The organism is Amycolatopsis sp. NPDC098790 (assembly GCF_044759945.1).
Classification (GTDB): domain Bacteria; phylum Actinomycetota; class Actinomycetes; order Mycobacteriales; family Pseudonocardiaceae; genus Amycolatopsis.
In genome coordinates this window covers 1446097-1471205 of record NZ_JBIWAI010000001.1, presented here as the reverse complement: position 1 = coordinate 1471205, position 25109 = coordinate 1446097, and the positions used below count along the sequence as shown (strand labels likewise).

The window sequence follows — 25109 nt, the reverse complement described above, 5'->3', positions numbered from 1 at the left end:
GGGCCGGGGCTGTGGACAACTCGTGTCCGCGGCCCCGGAACGCGCCGGAACTGTCGGTGCCCGCCGGTAAACTGGTGAACGGGGGCCGAGGCCCGCCCGCTACCCCACGCCCCGGGGAGCCCGAAGACTCCCCGGCCGCGGAAGATCAGGCCTTGACCAGCGCGTCCACCGCGCTGAAGAACATGCCCAGCCCGTCGTCCGACGGGCCCGTCAACGCGTCGATCGCGTGCTCCGGGTGCGGCATCAGCCCGACGACCCGGCCGTTCTCCGACCGGATCCCGGCGATGTCGTTGCGTGACCCGTTCGGGTTGCCGCCGACGTACCGGAACACCACGCGCCCCTCGGCCTCCAGCTCGTCCAAAGTGGACTGCTCGGCCACGTAACACCCGTCGATGTTCTTCATCGGGATGAGGATTTCCGCGCCTTCGTCGTAGCGCGTGGTCCACGCGGTCGACGTGTTCTCCACCCGCAGCCACTGGTCGCGGCAGATGAAGTGCAGGCCCTGGTTGCGGATCATCGCGCCCGGCAGCAGCCCGGCCTCGCAGAGGATCTGGAACCCGTTGCAGATGCCGAGCACCGGCATGCCGCCGCGCGCCGCCTCGATCACCGGCGTCATCACCGGCGCGAACCGGGCGATCACGCCCGCGCGCAGGTAGTCGCCGTAGGAGAAGCCGCCCGGGACGACGACCGCGTCGACGTCGTGCAGGTTCTCGTCCGCGTGCCACAGCGGCACCGCTTCGGCGCCGGCGTACGTGACCGCGCGGGCCGCGTCGCCGTCGTCGAGCGTGCCCGGGAACGTGATGACGCCGATGCGCGCGCTCACGCGTCCACCCGCGTGATCGTCCACTGCTCGATGACGGGGTTCGCGAGGAAGCCCTCGGCGATCTTTTCGAGCGTCGCGTCGTCGACCGTGTCGTCGACCTCGATCTCGAAGTGCTTGCCCTGGCGGATCTCCTTGATCCCGGTGAACCCCAGGCGACCGGCGGCGCCGAGCGCGGCCTGCCCCTGCGGGTCGAGGATTTCGGGCTTCGGCATGACGTCGACGACGACTCGGGCCACGGCAGGCTGCTCCTTATTCACGCAGGTCGTGGGTACCTCCCGAGCATAGTTCACCCAGTTCGGCGGCCCGCGAGGACCTAGACTGGCCGTGCGCGCCGACCTGCGCCATGATGAGTCGTTGACATCGCGCCAACAGCTGTGGAGGCACCGTGGACTCCTACGACTACGTGATCGTCGGCGCCGGGAGCGCCGGGTGCGTGCTGGCGAACCGGCTCACCGAAGATCCGTCCGCCCAGGTCCTGCTGCTCGAAGCGGGCGCGGAGGACACCGCCGACGAAATCCACATCCCGGCCGCGTTCCCGGGCCTGTTCAAGACCAAGTGGGACTGGAACTACGAGACGGTCGAGCAGAAGCACACCGGCAAGACGGCCTACTGGCCGCGCGGCAAGATGCTCGGCGGCTGCTCGTCGATCAACGCGATGATCTACATCCGCGGCAACCGCGCCGACTACGACGGCTGGCGCGATTCTTACGGCGCCGAAGGCTGGGGCTGGGACGACGTCCTCCCGTACTTCAAGCGCGCCGAGGGCAACCAGCGGCTCGACGGGCCCCTGCACGGCACCGACGGCCCGCTGCACGTCGAGGACCGCCGCTTCACCCACGAGCTGTCGAGCGCGTGGGTCGACTCCGCCGTCGCTTGGGGACTCAAGCGCACCGACGACTTCAACGGCGAGAGCCAGGAAGGCGCCGGCGTCTACCAGGTCACCTGCAAGAAGGGCCGTCGCTGGTCGACCGCCGACGCGTACCTGCGGCCCGCGCTGGAGCGGCCGAACCTGACGGTGAAGACGAACTCGCCCGCGACGCGGGTCGTCTTCGAGGGGACGCGCGCGGTCGGCGTGTCCTATTTGGACAACGGCGTCGAGACGACCGCGCGTGCGTCGGCCGAAGTGATTTTGAGCGGTGGCGCGGTGAATTCGCCGCAGCTGCTGATGGTGAGCGGTGTCGGTCCGGCTGAACACCTGCGCGAGCACGGCATCGACGTCGTCGCGGCGCTGCCCGGCGTCGGCGAGAACCTGCACGACCACCCGGCGTGCGGGATCATCTGGTCGACGCGCGGCACGACGGACCTCGTCGACGCGGCGACGCCGGGTGGGCTCGTCCGCTACCAGCTGACGAAGCGCGGGCCGCTGGCGTCGAACATCGGCGAGGCGGGCGCGTTCTTCCCGACGACCGATGGTTTGCCGGCGCCGGACATGCAGATCCACGTCGCGCCGACGTTGTTCTACGACAACGGGATGCGCGAACCGACGGTTCCGGGGTTCACGTCGGCGGCGACGCTGGTGGACGTCGCGAGCCGCGGCCGGCTGCGGTTGAAGTCGGCGAACCCGTTGTGGAAGCCCGAAATCGACCCGGCGTACTACGCGGAGTCGCGGGACATGGAGACGATGATCGCCGGGTTGCGCGCGCTCATCGAGATCGGACACTCGGGGCCGTTGAAGCGGTTCCTGGACCAGCCGTTCCTGCCGGCGCGGCACGATTTGAGTGATTCCGAGCTGGCTGACCACATCCGGGAGAACACGCAGACGCTTTATCACCCGGTGGGGACTTGCTCGATCGGTTCGGTCGTGGATCCGCAGCTGCGCGTGCAGGGGGTCGAGGGGTTGCGGGTCGTGGACGCGTCGGTGATGCCGGTGGTGCCGCGGGGGAACACCAACGCGCCGACGATCATGGTGGCGGAGAAGGGCGCGGACCTGATTCGGGGGCGGTGAGGGCGGGCCGCGGCCCCCGGTCACCAGTTTACCGGGGGCCACCGACAATTCCGGGGCTGCGGACGCGAGTTGTCCACAGCCCCGGACCGGCTCAGCGCTTGCCGTGGAGGATCGTCACCAGCTTTGCCACCAGTGCGTCCGTTGATTCCTTGCGGCTGAACGACGTCAACGTCAGCGGGGCCGTGAACCGCTGGCGCGCGATCGCCTTCGAGCGGGCGAACTCGCGCAGGCCCTCCGGGCCGTGGATGCGGCCGAAGCCCGAGTCGCCCACGCCACCGAACGGCAGCGACGCGATGCCGGCGAACGACAGCGGTGCGTTGATCGCCGTCATCCCCGTGCGCAGCTTCTCGGCCAGCTCCACTCCGCGGGACTTCGAAAACACCGTCGAACCCAAGCCGTACTTCGTGCTGTTGGCCTTCTCGACCGCTTCGTCCATCGAGGCGACCTTCGCGATCGTCACGGTCGGGCCGAACGTCTCCTCCGTCACCGCTTCCGAGTCCTCCGGGACGTCGATCAGCACCGTCGGCTGCGCGTACCGGTCGCCGACCGCGTCCTCGCCGCCCAGGACCGCCTTGCCTCCCCGGGCCAGTGCGTCCTGGATGTGCCTCTTGATCACGCCCAGCTGCGACGGCATTGTCACCGGGCCGTACTGCGCGGCCTCGTCCGAACCCGCGCGCACGTCCTTCGACTTCTCGACCACCTTCGCGACGAACTCGTCGTGGACCTTCTCGTGGACGTACACCCGCTCGACGCCGATGCACGTCTGGCCCGAGTTCGAGAACGCGCCCCAGACCGTCGCGTCGGCCGCCGCGTCCAGGTCCGCGTCCGCGTCCACCAGGACCGGGTCCTTGCCGCCCGCCTCGATGACCACCGGGGTCAGCGTCTCGGCCGCCGCGGCCATGATGCGCTTGCCCGTCGCCGTCGAGCCGGTGAACGCGATCTTGTCGACACCCGCGCCGACCAGCGCCGCGCCCGTCTCGCCGAAGCCCGTCACCAGCTGCAGCACCGGCTGCTCCGGGACGATCTCGGCGAACGCGTCGACCAGCCACTTCCCGACGCCCGGCGTGTACTCGCTCGGCTTGAACACCACCGCGTTGCCCGCCGCGAGCGCGTACGCGATCGAGCCCAGCGGCGTGAACACCGGGTAGTTCCACGGGCCGATCACGCCGACCACGCCCAGCGGCTGGTACTCGACGGTCGCCGCCTGGTTCGACATCAGCAGGCCGGCCGAACGCTTCTGCTTGCCGAGGATCTTCTTGGCGTGCTTGCCCGCCCACGCGATGTGCTCGATGGCCAGGACGCTCTCGAGCTGCGCGTCCGCGATCGGCTTGCCGGTCTCGTCGCGGACCACCTGGCACAGCTGCGGCAGCCGCCGCGTCAGCACGCCCTTCCAGCTCCGCAGCCGCTCGGCGCGCCCCGCGAAGCCCAGCTCTTCCCACCACTTCGCCGCGACACGCGCTCGCGCGACGGCCGCCTGGACGTCCTCGGCGGTGTGGATCGGATAGGTTCCGACCACCTCGTCGGTCGCCGGGCTGAGCGAGTCGAAGGTCTCGCCGACCGACGTCGGCTTCGGCTGGACGGCAGTCATCGGCGTCTCCCTGGAGGTCGCGGGTCAGCCCAGGTTACGACGTTACTGACATCGTGCCAATAGCTCGCGCGGGCTTCGCCACCAGCATTCCACCGGCGATCGCCGCGGCAAAGACACCGAACAACGGGGTGACCCACAGCGGCAGCACGCCCACCGCGAGCGACCCCAGCCCGAAGCCGGCCGCCTGGACGGTGAAGCTCAGCGAGAACCCGGCGGACCTGCGGTTCTTCGGCAGCAGGCGCTGCAGGTTGACCGAGGTGGCGGCCACCAGCGGCCCGGTGCAGGCGCCGATCAGCGCCACCGAGCCGAGGAGCCCGGCCCAGCCGAAGCCGCCCGCGAGGGTGAGCCCGCCGGCGACGAACCCGGCGAGGAACAACCGCGGGTCGCCGGTCTTCCCGCGCCACGCGTAGAGCGCGCTGCCCGCGATGCTCGCCCCGCTCAGCACGGCGATCACGATCGGCGCCGCCGTCTCGGGCGCGCCGAGCCGCTGGACCAGCGGGAGCGGCGCCACCTCGATCGTCGACAGCAGCAGCCCGACGGTGAACGCGCAGCCCAGCCACGGCAGGTAGGTGACGAGCCGCGCGGGTGGGACGTCGTCACCGGATTCCACCCGTTCGTGCTCGTGAACGCGACGCGGGACGAGCAGCGCCGCCGCCAGGCACGCGATCGCCATCGCGACGAGCGGGACGACCGTGCCGGCCAGGTCGAGCAGCGCGACCAGCGCCGGACCGCCGATGAGCACGCCTTCGAGGAGCATCGCGTCGACGGAGATCGCGCGCGGCAGCAGTTCGTCGTCGACGGTGTCCGCGAGCAGCGTCCGGAAGCCGCCCGACAACGCGCCGGCCGAGACGCCGGGCAGCACGACGAGCGCGACCAGGACGGGTCCGGGTGCGTCGGCGGCCAGCGCCAGCACGACGTACCCGGCGGCGGTCAGGAGCAGCAGCGCGGGCAGGCCGCGCGCCGGGCCGACGCGGTCGAGCAGCCGCCCGACCGGCACCGCGCACGCCATCTCGGCGGCGACGAAGACCGACATCAGCACGCCGCCGAGCCGGTAGGAGCCGGTCGTCGCGGTGGTCAGGAGGGTGAACGCGAGCGGCGCCATGGTCGCCGGGAGCCGGGCGAACTGGACCCCGGCCGACCAGCGCCAGTAGGCGCGATGGGTGAACAACGACATGCCGGTAGCGTCGTTCCCCGCCCGTTCGGGGCACACTGATTCGGGTGAGGACGAATCACCGATGATCGAGCTGGTCCTGACGGCGGCCGGTGCGCAGCGCGTCCGGTTCGCGATCTCGCCGTTGGAGGAGGTGCTGGGCGCCGTCCAGACGCTGCTCGGCGTCCGGCGGCACCCGGCGCGGCTGCCGTGGCTGTCGGGGCTTCCCGACGTGCCCGAGCTGGCCGCGGTCCTGAGCGCGCGGCACTACATCACGGAGTTCCTGAGCCCGCCGCCCGACGGCCCGGAAACCACCGCGCAGGCGCAGCTCGAAGCCGTGCGCGCGACGCCGCCGGCGCAGGTGGCGCTGGAGCTGGGGATGGTGGACGCGGACCTGTCGCGGCTGCCTCCCGACCCCGCGGCCGCGCGCGACCTGCTGGCCGGCCAGCTCGAGACGGTGTGGAACGCGCTGCTGGCGCCGGAGTGGCCGCGTTTACGCGAGTTGCTGGCGGCGGACATCGCGTACCGGACGCGGCAGCTGGGATCCGGCGGGATCGCGGGGATGCTGGCCGGGCTGCACCCGCGAGTGCGGCTGTCGGAGACGTCGGTCCTGGTCGACGTCCGGGCCCGCGAGCGGCTGGAGCTGGACGCGCGCGGCCTGCTGCTGATCCCGGCGGTGTTCGCGTGGCCGAACGTCGGCGTGGTGACGGTGCCGCCGTGGCAGATTTCGCTGCTGTACCCGGCGCGGGGGGTGGCTTCGCTGTGGGAGTCCTCGTCCGACCCACCGGAGGCGCTGGCGGAGGTCCTCGGCCGGACGCGGGCGCTGCTGTTGACGAGCCTGGACCGCCCAGCGGCGACGACGGAACTGGCCCGGCGGCACGGCTTGGCGCCGGCGACGGTTTCCGCGCACCTCACGGCGTTGCGCGCGGCCGGGTTGCTGGCGTCGGAACGTCGAGGGCATCGGGTGCTGTACCGGCGCACGGAACTCGGCGACGCGTTGCTGACCGGCAAACTGTGACGGTGACCAGAGCAGTGGCCTGGGAAGGCTTCCACAACACCAGGGACCTCGGCGGCCTGCCGACGCGATCGGGGCGCACGACTCGCCACGGCGCGTTCTTCCGGGCTGCGGACCTCCGGTTCGTGACCGGTGCGGGGTGGGCGCAGGCGCGGGAGTCCGGCGTGCGGACCGTCATCGACCTGCGCAACGCCGACGAAATCCGGCCGACGGCGGACTCGCCGACGGCGCTGGCGGGTTCGGCGCAGTTCGCCGCCGCCGGTCCGACCACCCCGGCGGGCATCGACCGCATCGAAGTTCCCCTCGACGACATCGACGACCTGGAGTTCTGGCGGTACGTCAACCGCGGGCGGCTGAACGGCACCCCGCTCTACTACCGCGTCTTCCTCGAACGGAAGGCCGAGCGCTGCGCCGCCGTCGTCGAAGCGATCGCCCGGTCCGCGCCCGGCGGCGTGCTGTTCCACTGCGGTGCCGGGCGCGACCGGACCGGCCTGGTCGCGCTCCTCCTGCTGGCGCTGGCCGACGTCGAGCCCGACGTGATCGCCGCGGACTACGACCTGTCGGCCGAAGCCGTGAAACCACTGTTCGCCGCGATGGGCGCCGAAGACCAGGGACCGGCCATCGCGGCTCTCCTCGCGGAACGGGGCACGACGACCGCGGCGGCCATCCGGGACACGCTCGACGGGTTCGACGCCGAGCGGTACCTCCTCGACGCGGGCGTCGGCCGCGGCGACCTCGCCGCGATCCGGCACCGGCTGGTGAACCGGGACTAGGCTGGAAAACGACCACCTGCGAAGGAGAACATCGATGCGTATCGTCCATTTCGGACACGCCTGCCTGTTGCTGGAGACCGGCTCCGAGCGGATCCTGATCGACCCCGGGGCGTTCTCCACCGGGTTCGAGGGCGAGCGGGAGCTGTCCGCCGTGCTGGTCACGCACCAGCACTTCGACCACCTCGACGTCGAACGGCTGCCCAAGGTCCTCGAAGCGAACCCGGACGCCAAGCTGATCGTCGACCCCGGGTCCGCTCCCGAGGTCGAAAAGCTCGGCCTTCCGTTCGACGTCGCCAATGTGGGGGACGCGTTCGCCGTCGGGGACACCTCGATCAAGGCCGTCGGCGGGGAGCACGCCGTCATCCACTCGGACATCCCCGTGATCCCGAACATCGGGTACGTCTTCGACGACGGTGCCTTCTTCCACCCCGGCGACTCGTTCTTCGTGCCCGAGCAGAAGATCGACGTGCTCGGCCTGCCGACCGGGGCGCCGTGGCTCAAGGCCGGTGAAGCCGTCGACTACCTGCGGGCCGTCGCGCCGCGCGTAGCCGTGCCGATCCACGAAGCCGTGCTCGCCAACCCGGCCCTGCACTACGGCCTCTTCGGGAACCTCGCGCCGGAAGGCACCGAGGTCAAGGTGCTGGAGCGGGCCGAACCGGCGAAGTTCTAGCCACCCACGCCTCGACGCCGTCGAGGAAGCGGTCCACGCCGAACCCGAGCTCGACCGGCAGCTCGTCGCCCGAGGCGGTTCGCTCGGGTTCGGGGCCGGTCGCGGCTTCGGCCTCGTGGAGCGCCGTCAGCGCCGGGTACTCCGCCGGGTCGAGGACGCCGGCGAGAGCTCGCGCCAGCTCGCCTTCAGTGCGGGGGCCGGCCAGCTGGAGGCTGATCTGCGCCGTGCCGCGCACGACCGCCGTCAGGTGCAGGGCCGCCGCCCTGGCTTCGGCGCCCGCGAGGCCGGCCGCGAGCAACGGCCGCAGCAGGCGGTCGAGCCACGCGAGCTGGTGGGGGCCGACCGGCGTGTGGCCGAGCGGGACGCGCAGGATCCACGGCCGCTGCCGGAAGCCCGCCCACAGCGCGCCCGCCCACTGCCGGACCGCCTGCCGGAAGTCGCCGTCCAGCTCCGGCGGCTTGCCGGCGCCGACGTCGGCCACCACCTCGAGCAGCAGGTCCTTGCTCGGGATGTGGTTGTAGATCGCCATCGTCGAATAGCCGAGCTCGGTGGCGATCCGCTGCATCGACAGCGCTTCCAAGCCGTCCGCGTCCGCGATCCGGACGGCGGCGTCCGCGATCCGCGCCACGCTGAGCTGCGGCCGGGGTCCGCGCCGTCCCCTCGACCGCCCGGCCCACAGCAGCTCGAGACTGCGCTCCACATTGCCGTCCTGCGTCGCCATTCGTCCATCCTAAAACTCTGTATGCCGTACACTCAGATGTATGACGTACATAGTTTGGTGGCGCCGCCCCTGGGTCGTCCCGCTGATGCTGGTGGCCGCGGCGTTCCTGGCCTTCTCCGTGCCGCCGTACCTGACCCTCGACCCCGCCCAGTCCCGGCTGAGACCGCCGGAAGGCAACGACCTCTACTACCCGCTGCTCGTCGCGCACGTCCTGTTCGGGACCGTCGCGATGGTGACCGCGTGCTTCCAGATCTGGCCCGCCTTCCGCACCCGCCACCGGCGCGGGCACCGGATCACCGGCCGGATCTACGTCTTCGCGGGCGCGCTCCCGGCCGGTCTGCTCGGCCTCTACATCGGCTGGCACACGGCGGCCGGGCCGTCGGTGCGGGTGGCCAACCTCGTCGGCTCGGCGCTGTGGCTCGCGGTGACGATCGCCGGGCTTCGGATGGCCCGGCAACGGCGTTTCGGCGAACACCGCCGGTGGATGTCACGCAGCTTCGCGCTCGCCATGTCGATCGTGCTGAGCCGGGTGGTCAACGTCGTCGCCACGATCGTGCTGACCCCGCAGGTGAACACCACGTTCGGCGGCAGCGAAGAACTGATGCGCTACAGCGCCGCAAGCATCGGTGTCTGGCTCAGCCCGCTACTGCTGCTCCTCGTCACGGACTGGGTGCTGGAACGCCGCAAGGGCGGCGCTCGGAAGGCTCAGGCCGCGACCGCGCGAAGCGAGCCGTAAGTCGCGCCGAACGCGCGGTTCTCCAACGCCACGTCCACCGCGTCCAGCAGCGCCTGGCGGAGGCCGGGGCGGGTCAGGTCCGTGGCTTCCACCCCCAGCCGGACCAGCCCGCCCCGGCGGGCCGAGCGCGCCGCCGCCAGCACCAGCGCGAAACAACGGACCGTCTCCGTGCGGTGCGACTGGCTCGTGAACTCCTGCACGCGCGCCCGGCGGACCTCGCCCGTCACCAGGTCGCGGACCGCGCCGAGGTCCGCGCACAGGCGGAAGCCGTGCTCGGTCAGCGCCTGCAGCGTGCCCTGTGAAGCGATCCAGCGCGGCGGCGCGAAGCCGTCGACGGACAGGCCTGCGTTGTCCAACGCCGCCTTCGCCGCGATCAACCGCAGGCGCGCCTCGTGCGCCGGCAGGGTCGCGAACTCCGCCTTCTTGCCCAGGTACACCGCGCGGTGGGAGGGCGTGACGGCGTGGTCGTAGCCGTGCAGCAGCACGGAATCGCCGGCACGGGCGCGCGTGCGCACCCACTCCGTCACCGGGCCTTCGCCGGTGCGGGCGGCGTAGAGCAGCGAGAGCGGGACCTTCCGGCGGTCGAGCTCGGCCGCGAGGTCGGCGCACCGGTGCAGCGTGCGCGGGGTGATTCCCGACAGCGAAACCAGCAAGCGAGCGTCCACGCCACCATTGGGACGCACGCGTCTGACGTCGCCGTGAACTGCGCAGAACGGGCGAGCGTCCGTTGCCGGAAGGGTCAGACGCCTTCCCGCAGCCGCGACACCGCCACGGCGATCCGGCCGCGCAGGTCGGGATCGGCGACCTGGCCGTCGGCGACGTCCGCGCGCGAGACCGGGATCCGCGCGCACGCCTCTTCGACGATCTTCGCGCCCGCGTACTTCAGCACCTTTCGCAGCGAGTCGTGTGCGTCGCGGCCGCCCGTCGGGGCCGCCACCGACGACGCGTTGATCCACGAGACCGGCTTGCCGTAGATCTCGCCGCCGCCGACCGTCCAGTCCAGGAGGTTCTTGAACGAGCCCGGCAGGCCGCCCGCGTACTCCGGCGTGCAGATCAGGATCGCGTCCGCCTCTTTGATCGACGCGCGCAGCTCCGCGACGGCCGGGTGCAGCGGATCGCGGTCGTCATCGGGGTTGAAGTGCGGCAGGTCGCCGAGGCCGGTGTACGTCTTGCTCGCGGTGAGGGTCGCGGCGGTCCCCAGCACCGCCGCATTGCCCGAGCCTGCTCGCAGGCTGCCGCAGATCAGCAGGATCACGGGGCCAGTCTGCCAGCGAAAGCCCGGTGACGCGGTGGTACGCCTCGATGTACCGGTCACGCGTGGCCGTCACCACCTCCGGGGGCAGCGGCGGCAGCGCCGAGACGCAGTCCCAGCCCGACGCCGGGCCGACCAGCCAGTCGCGCACGTGCTGCTTGTCGAACGACGGGCGCGGGCGGCCGGGGCGGTGGCCGTCGGCGAGCCAGTAGCGTGCCGAATCCGGCGTCAGCAGCTCGTCGGCCAGCACCAGCTCGCCGTTGCGCCGGACGCCGAACTCGAACTTCGTGTCGGCCAGCAGCAGGCCCTGCTCCCCGGCCCGCGCGGCGCCGCGGCGGTACAGCTCGAGCGAGGCCTCCCGCACCTTCTCGGCGAGCCGCGTGCCGAGGATCGACGCGAACGTCCCGAAGTCGAGGTGCTCGTCGACCTCGCCGGGCCGCGCCTTCGTGGACGGCGTGAAGATCGGCTCCGGCAGCCGCGCGGACTCGGCGAGCCCCGGCGGCAGCGCGACCCCGCACACCGAACCGGACTTGCGGTACTCCGCGTACCCCCGGCCGGCCAGGTGCCCCCGGACGACGGCCTCCACCGGCAGCATCTTCAGGCGCTCGACCAGCAGCGCCCGGCCGCGGAAGGCCTTCGGGATCCGGGGCCCGTCGCAGGCGACCAGGTGGTTCGGGACGACGTCGGCCAGCTCGCCGAACCAGAACACGCTCATCGCGGTGAGCACCCGGCCCTTGTCCGGGACGGGGGTCGGGAACACGCGCTCGAAGGCCGAAATGCGGTCGGAGGCGACGACCAGCAGGTGGTCGTCGCCCGCGGCGTAGAGGTCGCGGACCTTGCCGGTGGCGAGCCGCTCGGGGGTGGGGAGGGGTGTCACGCGCTGAACCCTAACGGGCACCCTCCGCCACCATGGATGATGCTCACATGGCGTACGACTGGATCTCGGTGACGACCGACTACGGCCTGCGCGACGGCTTCGTGGCGGCCTGCCACGGCGTGATCGCGCGGCTCGCGCCTGCCGTGCGGGTGATCGACGTGACGCACGAAGTACCACCCCAGGACATCCGGCACGGCGCGATGGCGCTGGCCCAGACCGTGCCCTTCCTCCCGGAAGCGGTGCACGTCGCCGTCGTCGACCCGGGCGTCGGCACGGCCCGGCTCGGCGTGGTCGTCGTCGCCGGGGGCGGGCTGCTGGTCGGGCCGGACAACGGCCTGCTGCTGCCGGCCGCGCACGCACTCGGCGGGGTCCGGGCGGCCTACGAGCTGACCGAGCCGTCGATGCGGCTGCCGGTCACGTCGGCGACGTTCCACGGGCGGGACGTCTTCGCGCCCGCGGCCGCGCACCTTGCGCTGGGGGTGGCGCCGAGCGACTTCGGCGAACGCGTCGACGACCTGGTCGAGCTGCCCGAGCCGTTCGTGGCGGCGTTCCCGGGGAAGCTCGTGTCGGAGGTGCTGACGGTCGACCACTTCGGCAACGTCCAGCTCGCGGCGACCCCGGCGGACCTGGAGCTGTCGGGGCTGTCGGGCGCGGTGTCCGTGCACAGCGAGCGGGTCGCGGTGACCACCGAGATCGGGCGGACCTTCGCCGACGTCCCGGCCGGGGCGAGCGTGCTCTACACGGACTCGGCGGGGCGGCTCGCCGTCGCCGTCAACGGCGGTTCGGCCGCGGCGGTGCTCGGGCTCGGACCGGCCCAGGAGTGCACGATCACCTCGTCGCCGACCGCGAGCTGACCCGGCCGGACGACGGCCGCCTTCATCCCGAACGTCACCCCGCCGTCGGCGTGACGGCGGTAACCGGCGAGCGTGCGGATCGGTTCGGGGCCGGCCTTCTTGCCCGTTTCCTGGTCGACCATCGGGACCGTGCAGCGCACGCATTGTTTGGCGTAGCCGAACTCCACGCTGCCCGCGGTCATCGCGCGGACCTCGTCCTCGGTGTGCGGGTCGAGCCAGCCGGAGACGACCACGTTGGGGCGGAAGCGGTCCATCGGCACCGGCTCGCCACCGCGTTCGAGGATGCGCGCGTTCAAGCCGTCCAAAGAGGACTCACTGGCGACGAGCAGCGCGTGCCCGTCGGCGAACGCGGCCGTGCCGGGCGTCTCACCGCTCGTCACGCGCTCGTGGTCCGGTGCGACGCCGATCAGCACCGAGGGCAGGCCGAGCAGGTCCGAGAACCACTCCGCGGCTTCGGCGCCCTGGTGGATGCCTTCGCCGTGCCAGGAGAACGTCGACCCCGGGTGCCGCGGGCCGTCGCGCCGGACGTCGAGTTCGAGGTCGTCGCGGCCGGGCGCGGACAGGGTGAGCCGGTCACCGAGCACCCGCGGCCGGACCGCGGCCAGCACCGGGTAGCGGCGCTGGCTGCGGAAGTCGCCGTCGGGCGCGACGACCTGGAAGACGCGGTCGTGCGCCAGCCCGGCCGGGGTGACCTCGGCGACCGGCACGTCGGTGCCGGCGCAGCCCTTGACCGGGTAGTACGTCAACCGCGCGATCCTCGCCATGCCCGCAGGCTACCCGCGGGCCCGGCGGGGAAGCGCGTCGTTTCTAGAGGACCTGTGACAGGAATCGCCGCAGGCGAGGGCTCTGCGGGTCGTCGAAGAGCTGCGCCGGCGGCCCCTGCTCGACGATCTTGCCCGCGTCCATGAACGCGACCTCGTCGGCCACGCTCCTGGCGAAGCCCATCTCGTGCGTGACCACGATCAGCGTGAGCCCCCGCGACGCGAGCCCGGCCATCAGGTCCAGCACGCCCTTGACCAGCTCGGGGTCGAGCGCGCTGGTGGCCTCGTCGAAGAGCATCACCTCGGGGTCCATCGCCAGCGCCCGCGCGATCGCGACGCGCTGCTGCTGACCGCCGGACAACGCGCTCGGGCGGTACGGCGCCTTGTCCGCGAGGCCGACCTCGGCGAGCCGGGCGCGGGCGATCGCCGTCGCCTCTTCCTTGCTCAGCTTCTTCACGCTGCGCAGCGGCAGCACGATGTTGTCCAGCACGCTCCGGTGGCCGAAGAGGTTGAAGTGCTGGAACACCATGCCGACGCGCTGGCGCAGGACGTCCGGGTCCGCCTTGATCACGGACTCGTCGTCGAGCAGCAGGTCGCCGGAATCGGGCTCCTGCAACCGGTTCACGCACCGCAGCAGCGTCGACTTGCCCGAGCCGGACGGCCCGATGACGCACGTCGTCTTGCCGCGTTCGACGCGCAAGTCCACGCCTCGCAGCACTTCCAGCGTCCCGAACCGGACGTGGATGTCCCGCAGTTCCACACTGGACGATCGCACTGCCGTCGTCACGAAGTGACCTTTCCACTGGAGACGAGGTCCGGCTCCGGTTCGTCGGCGCGCACCTTGCGGCCGGTCCGGAGCTTCTTGTCGATGTAGTTGACCAGGTGCGTCAGCGGCACGGTGATGACCAGGTAGACGAACCCGGCGGCGACCAGCGGCGACAGGTTGCCGGTGTTGGCCGCGAGGTCCTGCCCGATGCGGAACAGCTCGCGCTGCTCGGACAGCAGGCCGAGGAAGTACACCAGGCTGGAGTCCTTGATCAACGCGATGAACTGGTTCACCAGCGCGGGCAGCACGCGCCGGACGCCCTGCGGGATGATCACCAGCAGCATCGCCTTGCCGTAGCTCATCCCGAGCGCGCGGCTGGCTTCCAGCTGTCCATTGTCGACGCTTTGGATGCCGGACCGGAAGATCTCGCCGATGTAGGCGGCCGCGATCAGGCTGAGCGCCAGGATGCCGAGCGGGTACGGGTTGGTGCCGACGACGTCCCGCGCGAGCGTGCCGAGGCCCTGGCCGATCACGAGGATCGTCAGGATCGCCGGCAGGCCGCGGAAGATGTCCGTGTAGATCCGCGCGGGCCAGCGCAGCCAGCGCTTGGTGGACAGGCCCATCACCGCCAGCACCATGCCGAACACGATGCCGATCAACCCAGACGTCAGCGCGAGGACGAGCGTGTTGAGCAGGCCGGTCTTGAGCAGGTCCGGGAAGACCTGCCAGATGTACTCCCAGTTCAGGAAGGTGTCGAGGAACTGGTCCATCTATTGCCCCGGCTTGAATTCGGCGGGCACGGGCGCGGTCGGCTCGAACTGGTCGTGCACCTTGAGCCACGTCCCGTCCGCGACGACCTTCTTGATGCCGTCGTTGAGCTTGTTCACGAGCTCGTCGTCGCCCTTCTTGACGGCGAAGCCGTGCGGGATGGTCGTGACGATCGACTTGGCGACCTTGAGGCCGGGATTGTTCTTCGCGTAGTCCTCGGCGGTGGCCTGGTCGAACACCGCGCCGTCGACCGCGCCGGTCTTGAGCGCGCTCAACGCGGCGGCGTCGTTCGGGAACCGGACGGCCTGCGCGGCCGGCGCGTTGGACGCCAGCCAGTTGTCCGACACCGTGCCCTGGACGACGCCGATCCGCTTGCCGGACAACGAGTTCTCGTCGGTGATGCCGGCCGTGTCGCGCGCCGCGATGCCGAGGGCCTGGTAGTTGTACGGCTCCGAGAAGCCGACGGTCTTCTTGCGGGCTTCGGTCTGCGCGATCGCCGAACTGCCGATCGCAAAGGTGCCGTTGGCGACCTGGCCGAGCAGGGCGGAGAAGTCGGTCGCGACGAACTCGAGCTTCAGGCCCTCCTTCTGCGCGATGGCCTTGAGCAGCTCGTTGTCGAACCCGGTGAAGGTGCCGTTTTCCTGGTAGGCGTTGGGTTTCGAGTCGCTGAGCGTCCCGACGCGCAGGGTGTCCGGCCCGCTGTCGGAGCTGCCGCACGCGGTCAGCAGCACCGCGACGACCGCGGTGATCAGTGCCTTCTTCACGAGCCGCCCCCGGAGAACCCGGCCGGCACCGGCGCGTTCGGCAGGAACTGCTGGTGCAGCTTCAGCCACGTGCCGTCGGCGATGGCCTTCTTGAGACCGTCGTCGATCTTCCCGAGCAGCTCGGTGTTGCCCTTCTTCACCGCGAAGCCGTGCGGCACGTCGGTGACGAAGCTCTTCACCACGACGAGCTTGGCGTCCGGGTTGTCGGTGACGTTCTTCTCGGCGATGCTCTTGTCCAGGATGTACGCGTCCACAGCGCCGGTCTTCAACGCGGTCAGCGCGGCGGCGTAGTCGGGGAACCGCACGGCGTGGGCGTCCGGGACCGTGGTGCCGAGCCAGTGGTCGCCGACGGTCGCCTGGATGACGGCGACCCGCTTGCCCGCCAAGCCTTTCTCGTCGGTGACCGGCGTGCCCTGCTTGGCCTGGATGCTCATCGTCTCGAAGTCGTAGGCCGCGGAGAAGTCGACGGTCTTCTTGCGCTCGTCGGTCTGCGCGATCGCCGAGCTGGCGATGTCGTAGCGGCCGGACGCGACCTGCCCGAGCAGCGCGGAGAAGTCGGTCGCGGCGAACTCCAGCTTGAGGTTCTGCTTGGCCGCGATGTCCTTGAGCAGCTCGTTGTCGAAGCCGGTGTAGTTGCCGTCCTTGAGGAAGATGTTCGGCGGGGCGTCGCTCAGGGTGCCGACGCGCAGCGTCGAGGAAGCGCTGTCCGAACCACCGCCGCACGCGGTCAGCGTGAGCGCAGCGGCCAGCGCGGTGATGAGCAGCTTCTTCATCTCAGACACCCACGTTCTTGACGGGCAACCCGGGCCCACCCTGCTGGAGTTCCTCGGACAGCGGCGTGCTCTTGTAGAACTGGCCGTAGATCCGGGCGACCGTGCCGTCGGCGACGGCCTTCGCGAGCCCGTCGTTCAGCTTGTTCAGCAGGTCCGTGTTCTTCTTCGCCACGGCGAACGCCGACGGGGTGTCCTTGTCCTCGACGGTGTAGCCGAGCTCCAGCGGGACCGCGGGGTTCTGGTCGAGGTACTTCTGGCCGATGTCCTGCGGGACCACCCAGCCGTCGAGCGTGCCGTTCTTCAGCTGCGCGAAACCCGCGTTGTAGTCCGGGAAACGCACGACCTGCGCACCCGCGGTCTTGCCCGCGAACTCGTCCTGCACCGAACCCTGGACGACGCCGAGCCGCTTGCCGGCGAACGCCGCCGGTTCCTTCAGGTTCGCGCCCTTGGCCGTCACGATCGTGGTGAAGCCGGTGTTGTAGCCGTTGGAGAACGCGACCGTCTTCTTGCGCGCCTCGGTGCTCGAGATCGTCGAGCTGCCGATGTCGAACTTGCCGTTCGCCACACCCGCCAGCAGGCCGGCGAACTCCGTGCCGACGAACTCGACCTCGAAGCCCTCACGCTGGGCGATGTCGCGCAGCAGTTCGTTGTCGTAGCCGGTGAACCGGCCGTTCTCCAGGTAGATCGACGGCGGGGCGTCGCTCAGGGTGCCGACGCGCAGGGCGGTGGCCGAACCACTGTCCGAGCCGCACGCGGCCAGGGTCAGCGCCAGCGCGCCCGAGGTGACGAGCGCGGCGATCTTCGACAGCGTGGATCTCATCGCTTCTTCCATGGGTGAGCGCGCGCGGGTCGCGCGCGGAGAACACGGGGTCAGCGATCGAGATTAGGGATTTGGCCCGTTCGAGTGGATTCGTTCCAGTCCGTGGACGCGTGCGTCAGCTCACAGGATCGGCTGCGGCGCGTAGCCCGCGGCTTCGGGAAAGCGCTCCAGCACCCGCGCCACGCGTTCGGCCACCTGTCCGACCTGACGGCCCGCCGTGCCGGTGAAGGAGATCCGGTCGGCGAGGAGTTTGTCCAGCTCGCCGCGGTCGAGCGGAATGCGCTCGTCGGCGGCGAAGCGGTCGAGGAGGTCGTTGTCGGCGCGGCCTTCGCGCATCTCGAGCGCGACGGCGACGGCGTTCTCCTTGATGGCTTCGTGGGCCGTCTCACGTCCGACGCCGGCGCGGACCGCCGCCATGAGCACCTTCGTCGTGGTGAGGAACGGCAGATAGCGATCCAGCTCACGCTCGATCACCGCTGGGAAGGCGCCGAACTCCGAAAGAACCGTGAGGAACGTCTCCAGCAGGCCGTCGAGCGCGAAGAACGCGTCCGGCAGCGCGACGCGGCGGACGACCGAGTCGGAGACGTCACCCTCGTTCCACTGGTCGCCGGCCAGCTCGCCGATCATCGAGAGGTAGCCGCGCAGCACGACGGCAAGGCCGTTCACGCGCTCGCACGAGCGGGTGTTCATCTTGTGCGGCATGGCGGACGAGCCGACCTGGCCGGGCTTGAAGCCCTCGGTGACCAGCTCGTGGCCGGCCATCAGCCGGATCGTCTTGGCCAGGCTGGACGGCGCCGCCGCGAGCTGGACCACAGTGGACAGCACGTCGAAGTCGAGCGAGCGCGGGTAGACCTGGCCGACGCTGACGAACCGCTGGTTGAAACCCAGGTGCTGCATCACGCGGTCTTCGAGCTGGTCCAAAGTGGACTCGTCACCGAGGAGGTCGAGCATGTCCTGCGCGGTGCCGACCGGGCCCTTGATGCCCCGCAGCGGGTAGCGCTCGACGAGGTTGTCGAGCCGTTCGAAGGCGACGAGCAGCTCGTCGGCCGCCGTGGCGAACCGCTTGCCCAGCGTGGTGGCCTGCGCGGCGACGTTGTGCGAGCGGCCGGCCATGACGGTGTCGGCGTGCTCGACCGCGAGGGTGGCCAGCTTCGCCAGCACGGCGGCGACGCGGGTGCGCATCAGCTCCAGCGAGCGGAGCAGCTGCAGCTGCTCGACGTTCTCGGTGAGGTCGCGCGAGGTCATGCCCTTGTGGATGTGCTCCTGGCCGGCGAGGTCGCTGAACTCCTCGATCCGCGCCTTGACGTCGTGCCGGGTGACGCGCTCGCGGGCGGCGATCGACTCGAGGTCGACGGTGCCGATCACCCGCTGGTAGTCCTCCACGACGCCGTCGGGCACGTCGACGCCGAGGTCCTTCTGCGCCTTGAGGACGGCGATCCAGAGCTGCCGCTCCAGGACGACCTTCTCCTCGGGCGACCAGAGCCGGACCAGCTCCGGCGAGGCGTAGCGGGCGGCGAGCACGTTCGGAATGCGGGGCTTGTCCGTCACGGCTCAACGATACCCGCGTGGATGGTCAGGCTCGTCGTGGCTCCCGGGTCGAGCCAGGTCAGCGGGCCGAGCACCTCGAGTTCGACGATCCGCGCGGGCGGGTCGAGGTCGCCCAGCCCGGCGAGCGGCGACGGCAGCGGGTGCTCCAGCCAGATCTCCAGCGGCGACCCCTCGTCCGGGTACTCGCCCGCCGGGTCGACGTCGAACGACAGCGTCAGGGCACCGTAGGAAACCCAGCCCGCCGTGCCCGGGACGCCGAGCTTGCCGACGACGTCCTGCGGCGGCACGACCAGCCGGTCACCGTCCACTGTGTACTCCGGCGTGCCGGTGCCCGCGACCAGCGCGACGACGTCCGGCCGCCGGAGTCCCGCCGTGACCGTGCCACCGCCGGGGAGCTGGGTCACGTTCCACAGCGCCCATCGGACCGGGCGGTCCGCGGTGTTGAGCGCGCTCAGCCGCAGCGCGTAACCGGCGTCGAGGATCGTGATCGCGCGGGTGAACCGGAGGCCGGTGCGCGGGTCCGGCGCGCTGGTCATGGTGACCGTGTCGCCGTCGACGACCGCCGCGTACGGCCCCGAGTCGAGGACCGGGTCCGGTGGGCCCGCCCATTCGCCGGGACCGGACCACCCCTGGGGCGCGGGCCACGTCTTGTCGCCGCCGTAGTTGACCCAGTCGCCCATCCGCCCGGAGTTCGGCCGGTAGTCGCCGCGCAGGTCGTCGTCGAGCAGCTCCGGGTTCCGCCAGAGCAGTTCGGTACCGCGGTGGCGCACCGAAAGCAGCCGCCCACCCAGCTCCGGGACCAGGCCGAGCCGCAGTTCGCCGCGCTCGAGCCAGGTCACCATTCGGCGAGGCCGCCGTCGTCGTGGCGCCAGACCGGCGAGCGCCAGCTGTGCCCGACCGCGTCGGCACGCCGGACGGCTTCTTCGTCGACCTCGATGCCGAGCCCGGGCTTCACCGGCCGGGCCGCGTAGCCGTCCTGGAACGCGAAGAGCGACGCGTCCACGAGGTACTGGTGCTCGCGGCCCTCGTGGTAGTGCATGCCGACGCTCTGTTCCTGGATCAGGAAGTTCGGCGTCGCGAACGCGACCTGCATGGACGCGGCCAGCGAAATCGGGCCGAGCGGGCAGTGCGGGGCGAGCGAAGCGCCGTACACCTCGGCCAGCGCGCCGATCCGCCGCAGCTCGGAGATGCCACCGGCGTGCGACGGGTCCGGCTGGAGCACGGCGACACCCGCGTCGAGCACCGGCTTGAATTCCCAGCGGGAGTAGAGCCGCTCACCGACCGCGATCGGCACGGTGGACGCCTCGACGACCGAGCGCAGCGCGTCGCCCTGGGTCTCCGGCAGGATCGGCTCCTCGACGAACATCGGCTGGACGTCCTCCAGGAGCTTGACCAGCCGCCGCGCCATCGCGGGCGAGACGCGGCCGTGGAAGTCGATCGCCAGGTCGCGGTGCGGGCCGAGGACCTCCCGCGCCTCCCACGCGCGCGCCACCGCCGCGTCGGCCTCGGCGGGGGAAGCGATCGCCGTCAGCGGGCCGGCGACGTTCATCTTCACCGCCGTGAACCCGGCCTCGACCTGCGCGGACACGGCTTCGCGGATGCCGGACGGCCGGTCGCCGCCGACCCAGCTGTAGACGCGGACGCGGTCGCGCACCGGGCCGCCGAGCAGCTCGTGCACCGGCGCGTCGCGGACCTTGCCGGCGATGTCCCACAGCGCGTGGTCGTACCCGGCCAAGGCACTCGAGAGCACCGGCCCGCCGCGGTAGAAGCCGCCGCGGCGCAGCACCTGCCAGTGGTCTTCGATGCGCAGCGGGTCCTGGCCGATCAGCAGCTCGGACAGCTCGTGGACGGCCGCGCGCACGGTCTCCGCGCGGCCCTCGACCACGGGCTCGCCCCAGCCGCAGACGCCCTCGTCCGTGCTGACCTTGAGGAACAGCCAGCGCGGCGCGGTCAGAAACGTTTCAACCCCGGTGATCTTCACCCGTGTCCCCCATCTACGCGGAATCCTTGGCGGCGGACCAGCCGCCGTCGACGGTCAGCTCGGCCCCGGTGACGAACGATGCCGCGTCCGAGAGCAGGAACGCGATCACGTTCGCGACTTCGGCCGGGTCGCCGAGGCGGCGGGCCGGGGTCGCCTGGGCGCTGCGCTCGCGGTCTTCCGGCGAGATCCGCGCCCATGCCTCGGTGAGCACCGGGCCCGGCAGGACGGAGTTGACCCGCACGTCCGGGGCGTATTCGACGGCGAGCTGCCGGGCCAGCGCGACGAGCGCGCCCTTGCTGGCGGCGTACGCGGGGTGGCCCGGCAGGCCGAAGTGCGCGTGCACCGACGAGACGAGCACGACCGCGCCGCCCTTTTTTCGCAGGGACGGCAGGCACGCCTTCAATGCGAGGTAGGTGCCGGTCAGGTTGACGTCGAGCTGGCGCTGCCACTCGGCGCGGTCGATTTCGTGCAGCGGCCCGGTGCTGGGGACGTAGGCGTTGCTGACCAGGGCGTCCACCTCGCCGATGTCCGCCCAGGTCGCTTCCTCGGCGACGCTGCCCCGGATCGGCGTGACGCCGTCGGGGAGTTCGGCGATGTCCACGCCCAGCACGCGGTAGCCGTCGGCCAGGAGCTTGCGGGCCGTGGCCAGCCCGATCCCGGACGCCGCTCCGGTCACCACCGCGGTGCGCGTGGACATCGCCGTTCTCCGTTTCTCAGAACTTCGCTACGTGCACATGGTCGTCCGGCCCGCGGGCGGCGAACCACAGCGACGCGCCGTCGGACGCCGCGCCGAGGGTTCCCACGATGCTCCCGCTCGGGTACTCCGGCCGTTTGAACCAGCCCGCCCACGAGCCGGACCACTCGTTGGCCCACAGCGAGTAGTCGCTCGCGGACGCGGTGAGCGCGACCTTCGCGCCGGCCGCGACCAGCGTCGGGCTGCTGCTGACGGTGCCGCCGATGGACGTCCAGTCCGACCAGGCGTCACCGGTCTTCGTGCGGGCCCAGACGCTGTCGTCGGCGGTGCGGACGGCGACGACCGTGCCGCTGGTGGACGTCGCCGCGCCGGGACGGCCGTAGATCGGCTTGCCGCCGGGCGCGCCGAGACCAGACCACTGACCGGCGCTGGTCCGCTGCCAGACCTGGCCGTCGGCACCGCGGACGAAGACCGTTCCGTCGCCGGTCACGGACGGCGAGTCGGTGAGCGTGCCGCCGAGCCGCTTCCAGTCGCCCCAGCGCTTCGAGTAACTGCGCTGGTAGAGGGCGTTGTCGAGGCCGCGGACGTAGACGTCGATGCCGGTCGGCGTGGCCACCGCGGCGGGCTGGCCGAGGAACTTGCCGCCGACCTGCAGCGACCCGTCGAGGCCGTGCTGCCGGAGGTTCCCGGCGGAGTCGCGGAAGAACGTCACGGTCTTCCCGCCGGTCCGGACGACCGCCGGGCTGGCGGACGCGGGCCCGCCGACGTCGTCGCCGGGGACGAGGTCGGTGCCGTGCAGGCGGAGGAACGCGGTGCCGTGCGCCGGGACGGTGACCGTGTACTCGCCGACGGCAGTGCCGCGGTCGGCGCGAGCGCGGAGGTCGCGAATGGACACCCGGCCACTGAGGCCCGCGTCGGCGAACTTCAGCGTCATCTGCGTCGGCGTCTCACCGCGGTTGAGGAGCACGACGGCCCGGTCGCCTCGCTGGGAGAGGACCTTGCTGTAGGTGTCGGTGCTGCCGGTCGTCGCGACGCGGACGCCCTGGATGCCGAGGCGGTCCTGGTTGACGCCGACGATTTCGGGGTTCTTCAACGTCTTCAGCATCGACGCGGGGAGCGTGCGCGGGTCGGAGCCGAGGATGAGCGGGGAGGCCATCTCCGCCCACATGACGAACTGGGTGGTCGACTCCTCCTCGTTCAGCTCGTAGGTGCCCTGCTCGGTCTTGCGCATCGGGATGAGGTAGTCGGGGTCGTTGTAGTGACCCGGCCCGTTGGCCTCGGGGTGCGCGGCGTTGGCGTCCATGTTGCGCAGGACGTCTTTCCAGATGCCCTCGTACGGCGTGCCGAACGCGATGTCCGTGCTGGTGCGCCAGGAGTCGGCGACGAGCGGGCCGTAGCTGTAGGCGATGCCGGCGACCTGGTCGGGCCCGTGCGGGACGCCCCACTCGTCGGTGACCGGGTTGCAGATGTTGAGCACCATCGGGCGGCCCGCCTTGGCGAGGGCCTGGCTGAACTGCGTGAACGCCTCGGCGGGCTTGAGGTTCTGGGCGATGCCGCAGAGGAAGTCGACCTTGACGGCGTCGAACTTCCAGCTCGCGAACCGCTTGGTGTCCTGCTCGTAGTAGCCGCCCGAGCCGGCGGCGCAGTTCTTGCCGTCGGAGGCGCCGGCGTCGGTGTAGATGCCGGCTTTCAGGCCCTTGCCGTGCAGGTAGGTGACCAAAGAGGACAGTCCACTCGGGAACTTCGCGGCGTCCTCGTGGAGGTTGCCCTGTGCGTCACGCGGATCGGGCGCGGTCCAGCCGCCGTCAATCCAGACGTAGCGGTAGCCGGCGTCGCGCAGGCCGCTGGAGACGAGGAAGTCCGCGACGGACTTGACCGACGTCTCGCTCGGGGCGCCGAGGCCGTAGTAGGTGTTCCAGCCCATGTAGGGGGTCTTCGCGACCCCGCTGTCGTAGTAGTCGGGAGCGCCTTGGTCCACGGCCGGGGCCGCTTGGGCGGGGGCCACGGTGACCGCGGCCGCCATCGCGGCGACCACCGCCAGAGTTCTCTTGAGGAGCATGTGCCGGACGCCTTTCTCCGGTGAACTGCGAGCCGGGGAGCAGCATGCCGGGCGGTCTCGGCGCCCGTCAAGAATAAATCCTAAATTAAGATTTCACGGGGTATGCTCGGCCGATGAGCTACCGGTGGGAGATCACAGCGAACGCACTGCGCCAAGGCGTCATCGGCATCGTGCGCACCTACGACGCGGAGTCCGCGGTCTCCGCCGCCCGCGCCGCGCTCGAAGCCGGGTTGCGGTCCGTCGAACTGCCGCTCACCAACCCCGGTGCCCTCGACGCCATCTCCGGCCTGGCCGCCGCCTACCCGGACGCGACCATCGGCGCCGGCACCGTCCTCGACGAGGCCTCCGCCGTGCTCGCCATCCGCGCTGGGGCGCGGTTCCTCGTGTCGCCGTCGGTGGACGCCGCCGTCATCCGTACCGCTCACCGGTACGGGGCCGCCGCCTTCCCCGGGGCCGGTTCGGTCACCGAAATCGTGCGTGCGCTCGAAGAAGGTGCCGACGCCGTCAAGGTTTTCCCCGCCTCCGCGCTGACCCCGTCGTGGGTGACGGACGTGCGGGCCGCGCTCCCGCAGGCGCCGCTCGTGCCCACCGGCGGCATCGGGCCCGGGGACGTGCCAGGCTGGCTGGCAGCGGGCGCGGTGGCGTGCGGGGTCGGCTCGGCGTTGACCCGCGGCACCACCGCGGACATCTCCGCCCGGGTCGAGACGCTGTTGAGGAGCGCGCATGGCTGAGCTGGTCTTCGTCGGGTGCTACACCGGGGAAGCGGGGAACGGCACCGGCATCACGACGTTCTCCCGGTCCGCGACCGGTTCGTTGACGGAAGTGGCCACGCTGCCGCTGGAGTCGCCGTCGTGGCTGACCCGGCACCCCTCGTTGCCGGTGCTGTACGCGGTGAACGAGACCGCTACCGGTTCGGTGACAGCGCTTTCCTTCGACGACTCCGGCAAGCTGTCGGTCCTCGGCACGGCCGAGACGGGTGGCGCGCACCCGTGCCACCTCGCGGTCACCCCGGACGGCCGGTTCCTGGTGTGCGCCAACTACACCGGCGGCAGCCTGGCCGTGTTCTCCTTATCGCCGTACGGCGCCATCGAGGCACGGACCGCGCTGGTCCAGCACGAAGGCAGTGGTCTGCGCACCGACCGCCAGGAAGCCGCGCACGTCCACATGGCGGTTCCCGGCGACGGCATCGTGAGCGCGGTCGACCTGGGCACCGACGAAATCCGCAGCTACACGCTGTCCTCCGACGGTTCGGCCGAGCTGCTCGCGGTCTCGGCGTTGCCGCCGGGCACCGGCCCGCGCCAGCTGGTCCGCCGTCCGGGCACGGACCTTGCGTACGTCGTCGGGGAACTGGCCGGAACCGTCGTGACGGTCCGGGAATCTTCGCCGGGCGCGTTCGACGTGGTGTCGGTCACGGCGTCGACGCTGTCGTCGGTGACGCCGAACCTGGTGGCCCACCTGGAGCTGACCGGTTCGCGCATGTACGTGTCGAACCGCGGCCCGGACTGCGTGACGGAGTTCGCGCTGGACGAGGCGGCCGCGGTGGCCGACCAGCCGTGCGGCGCGAACCCACGGCACTTCGCGCTGGTGGACGGCACGTGCTACGTCGCAGCGCAGTCGGCGGACGCGATCACGGCGTTCACGCTGACGGCTTCGGGGGAAGCGGAGCTGCGGCACTACCCGACGGGTTCGCCGACCTTCGTGCTCCCGCTCTGAGAAGTCCACAGGGGACTCTTCCGGCGTACCCAAGGTATAGCGCACCCCCGGGCTTGCG

27 protein-coding genes are annotated in these 25109 nt (G+C 71.2%); 8 read left to right on the top strand and 19 right to left on the bottom strand.

The genetic code is table 11. The features are described 5' to 3' along the window. Positions 1–145 precede the first annotated feature (145 nt). Together purQ and purS are read right to left on the bottom strand one after the other, a co-directional pair. Entirely contained in the window at positions 146–823 is a 678-nt protein-coding gene (purQ, locus tag ACIQWX_RS07335; RefSeq protein ID WP_400866859.1) for a phosphoribosylformylglycinamidine synthase subunit PurQ, read from the bottom strand. Further along, positions 820–1059 (bottom strand): phosphoribosylformylglycinamidine synthase subunit PurS, encoded by a 240-nt coding sequence (gene purS / locus ACIQWX_RS07330; protein ID WP_086675945.1) that lies wholly within the window; start codon positions 1057–1059, stop codon positions 820–822. Before purS ends, purQ begins: the two co-directional genes overlap by 4 nt. A 149-nt stretch (positions 1060–1208) precedes the next feature. Between purS and ACIQWX_RS07325 the strand changes: the two genes are divergently transcribed. Further along, complete coding sequence (locus ACIQWX_RS07325; protein WP_400866855.1) at positions 1209–2768, top strand: GMC family oxidoreductase; 1560 nt, start codon at positions 1209–1211, stop codon at positions 2766–2768. 91 nt (positions 2769–2859) lie between these two features. On the opposite strand, the gene ACIQWX_RS07320 is transcribed toward ACIQWX_RS07325, so the two are convergent. Continuing rightward, on the bottom strand, positions 2860–4356 hold the full coding sequence (locus ACIQWX_RS07320; RefSeq protein WP_400866852.1) for an aldehyde dehydrogenase family protein: 1497 nt from the start codon (positions 4354–4356) through the stop codon (positions 2860–2862). 34 nt (positions 4357–4390) lie between these two features. Then, complete coding sequence (locus tag ACIQWX_RS07315) at positions 4391–5530, bottom strand: MFS transporter (RefSeq protein WP_400866849.1); 1140 nt, start codon at positions 5528–5530, stop codon at positions 4391–4393. Between the two features lie 61 nt (positions 5531–5591). Here ACIQWX_RS07315 and ACIQWX_RS07310 point away from each other — a divergent pair, with 61 nt between their 5' ends. From ACIQWX_RS07310 to ACIQWX_RS07300, 3 genes are read left to right on the top strand one after another with little or no spacing between them, the layout of a single operon-like run. Beyond that, entirely contained in the window at positions 5592–6524 is a 933-nt protein-coding gene (locus ACIQWX_RS07310; RefSeq protein ID WP_400866846.1) for a DUF5937 family protein, read from the top strand. A gap of 2 nt (positions 6525–6526) precedes the next feature. Further along, complete coding sequence (locus ACIQWX_RS07305; protein WP_400866843.1) at positions 6527–7294, top strand: tyrosine-protein phosphatase; 768 nt, start codon at positions 6527–6529, stop codon at positions 7292–7294. 34 nt (positions 7295–7328) lie between these two features. Further along, a complete protein-coding gene (locus tag ACIQWX_RS07300) occupies positions 7329–7964 on the top strand; it encodes an MBL fold metallo-hydrolase (RefSeq protein ID WP_400866840.1) in 636 nt (211 codons plus the stop codon). Here ACIQWX_RS07300 and ACIQWX_RS07295 read toward each other — a convergent pair. Continuing rightward, positions 7927–8685, bottom strand: coding sequence for a TetR/AcrR family transcriptional regulator (locus tag ACIQWX_RS07295; RefSeq protein ID WP_400866837.1), 759 nt, complete (start codon positions 8683–8685; stop codon positions 7927–7929). The genes ACIQWX_RS07300 and ACIQWX_RS07295 overlap by 38 nt on opposite strands. Positions 8686–8725: 40 nt before the next feature. Between ACIQWX_RS07295 and ACIQWX_RS07290 the strand changes: the two genes are divergently transcribed. Then, complete coding sequence (locus tag ACIQWX_RS07290) at positions 8726–9421, top strand: DUF2306 domain-containing protein (RefSeq protein WP_400866834.1); 696 nt, start codon at positions 8726–8728, stop codon at positions 9419–9421. Here the strand turns inward: ACIQWX_RS07290 and ACIQWX_RS07285 are convergent. The 3 genes from ACIQWX_RS07285 to ACIQWX_RS07275 form a co-directional block, all read right to left on the bottom strand. Next, positions 9391–10086, bottom strand: coding sequence for a DUF2334 domain-containing protein (locus tag ACIQWX_RS07285; protein WP_400866831.1), 696 nt, complete (start codon positions 10084–10086; stop codon positions 9391–9393). The genes ACIQWX_RS07290 and ACIQWX_RS07285 overlap by 31 nt on opposite strands. A 74-nt stretch (positions 10087–10160) precedes the next feature. Continuing rightward, positions 10161–10625, bottom strand: coding sequence for an NADPH-dependent FMN reductase (locus ACIQWX_RS07280; RefSeq protein ID WP_400866828.1), 465 nt, complete (start codon positions 10623–10625; stop codon positions 10161–10163). Continuing rightward, positions 10546–11550, bottom strand: coding sequence for a phosphoribosylaminoimidazolesuccinocarboxamide synthase (locus ACIQWX_RS07275; protein WP_400866825.1), 1005 nt, complete (start codon positions 11548–11550; stop codon positions 10546–10548). Before ACIQWX_RS07275 ends, ACIQWX_RS07280 begins: the two co-directional genes overlap by 80 nt. 47 nt (positions 11551–11597) lie before the next feature. Between ACIQWX_RS07275 and ACIQWX_RS07270 the strand changes: the two genes are divergently transcribed. Beyond that, entirely contained in the window at positions 11598–12404 is an 807-nt protein-coding gene (locus ACIQWX_RS07270) for an S-adenosyl-l-methionine hydroxide adenosyltransferase family protein (protein ID WP_400869436.1), read from the top strand. Here the strand turns inward: ACIQWX_RS07270 and ACIQWX_RS07265 are convergent. From ACIQWX_RS07265 to ACIQWX_RS07215, 11 genes are all read right to left on the bottom strand, one after another. Continuing rightward, positions 12287–13168: an MOSC domain-containing protein gene (locus tag ACIQWX_RS07265; protein WP_400866822.1), complete on the bottom strand. Its 882-nt coding sequence runs from the start codon at positions 13166–13168 to the stop codon at positions 12287–12289. The genes ACIQWX_RS07270 and ACIQWX_RS07265 overlap by 118 nt on opposite strands. A gap of 43 nt (positions 13169–13211) precedes the next feature. After that, on the bottom strand, positions 13212–13952 hold the full coding sequence (locus tag ACIQWX_RS07260; RefSeq protein WP_400866819.1) for an amino acid ABC transporter ATP-binding protein: 741 nt from the start codon (positions 13950–13952) through the stop codon (positions 13212–13214). Continuing rightward, positions 13949–14701, bottom strand: coding sequence for an amino acid ABC transporter permease (locus ACIQWX_RS07255; protein WP_400866816.1), 753 nt, complete (start codon positions 14699–14701; stop codon positions 13949–13951). Before ACIQWX_RS07255 ends, ACIQWX_RS07260 begins: the two co-directional genes overlap by 4 nt. After that, positions 14702–15463: an ABC transporter substrate-binding protein gene (locus tag ACIQWX_RS07250; protein WP_400866813.1), complete on the bottom strand. Its 762-nt coding sequence runs from the start codon at positions 15461–15463 to the stop codon at positions 14702–14704. Further along, positions 15460–16236, bottom strand: a complete 777-nt coding sequence (locus ACIQWX_RS07245) for an ABC transporter substrate-binding protein (protein WP_400866810.1) — start codon at positions 16234–16236, stop codon at positions 15460–15462. The genes ACIQWX_RS07250 and ACIQWX_RS07245 overlap by 4 nt, the downstream gene beginning before the upstream one ends. A 1-nt stretch (position 16237) precedes the next feature. After that, a complete protein-coding gene (locus ACIQWX_RS07240) occupies positions 16238–17056 on the bottom strand; it encodes a substrate-binding periplasmic protein (protein ID WP_400866807.1) in 819 nt (272 codons plus the stop codon). Positions 17057–17176: 120 nt separating this feature from the next. Further along, the gene (purB, locus tag ACIQWX_RS07235; protein ID WP_400866805.1) at positions 17177–18604 is read right to left on the bottom strand and encodes an adenylosuccinate lyase; all 1428 of its coding nucleotides are present in this window, start codon (positions 18602–18604) and stop codon (positions 17177–17179) included. After that, positions 18601–19446, bottom strand: a complete 846-nt coding sequence (locus ACIQWX_RS07230) for a DUF4380 domain-containing protein (protein ID WP_400866802.1) — start codon at positions 19444–19446, stop codon at positions 18601–18603. Before ACIQWX_RS07230 ends, purB begins: the two co-directional genes overlap by 4 nt. Further along, a complete protein-coding gene (gene dgoD, locus ACIQWX_RS07225) occupies positions 19440–20585 on the bottom strand; it encodes a galactonate dehydratase (RefSeq protein WP_400866799.1) in 1146 nt (381 codons plus the stop codon). Before dgoD ends, ACIQWX_RS07230 begins: the two co-directional genes overlap by 7 nt. Before the next feature lie 13 nt (positions 20586–20598). After that, positions 20599–21282, bottom strand: coding sequence for an SDR family NAD(P)-dependent oxidoreductase (locus tag ACIQWX_RS07220; protein WP_400866796.1), 684 nt, complete (start codon positions 21280–21282; stop codon positions 20599–20601). A gap of 16 nt (positions 21283–21298) precedes the next feature. After that, a complete protein-coding gene (locus ACIQWX_RS07215) occupies positions 21299–23338 on the bottom strand; it encodes a hypothetical protein (protein ID WP_400866793.1) in 2040 nt (679 codons plus the stop codon). 113 nt (positions 23339–23451) lie between these two features. On the opposite strand from ACIQWX_RS07215, the gene ACIQWX_RS07210 reads away from it, so the two are divergent. Next, positions 23452–24069, top strand: a complete 618-nt coding sequence (locus tag ACIQWX_RS07210) for a bifunctional 4-hydroxy-2-oxoglutarate aldolase/2-dehydro-3-deoxy-phosphogluconate aldolase (RefSeq protein ID WP_400866791.1) — start codon at positions 23452–23454, stop codon at positions 24067–24069. Next, a complete protein-coding gene (locus tag ACIQWX_RS07205) occupies positions 24062–25051 on the top strand; it encodes a lactonase family protein (protein ID WP_400866788.1) in 990 nt (329 codons plus the stop codon). The genes ACIQWX_RS07210 and ACIQWX_RS07205 overlap by 8 nt, the downstream gene beginning before the upstream one ends. Positions 25052–25109: the final 58 nt, after the last annotated feature.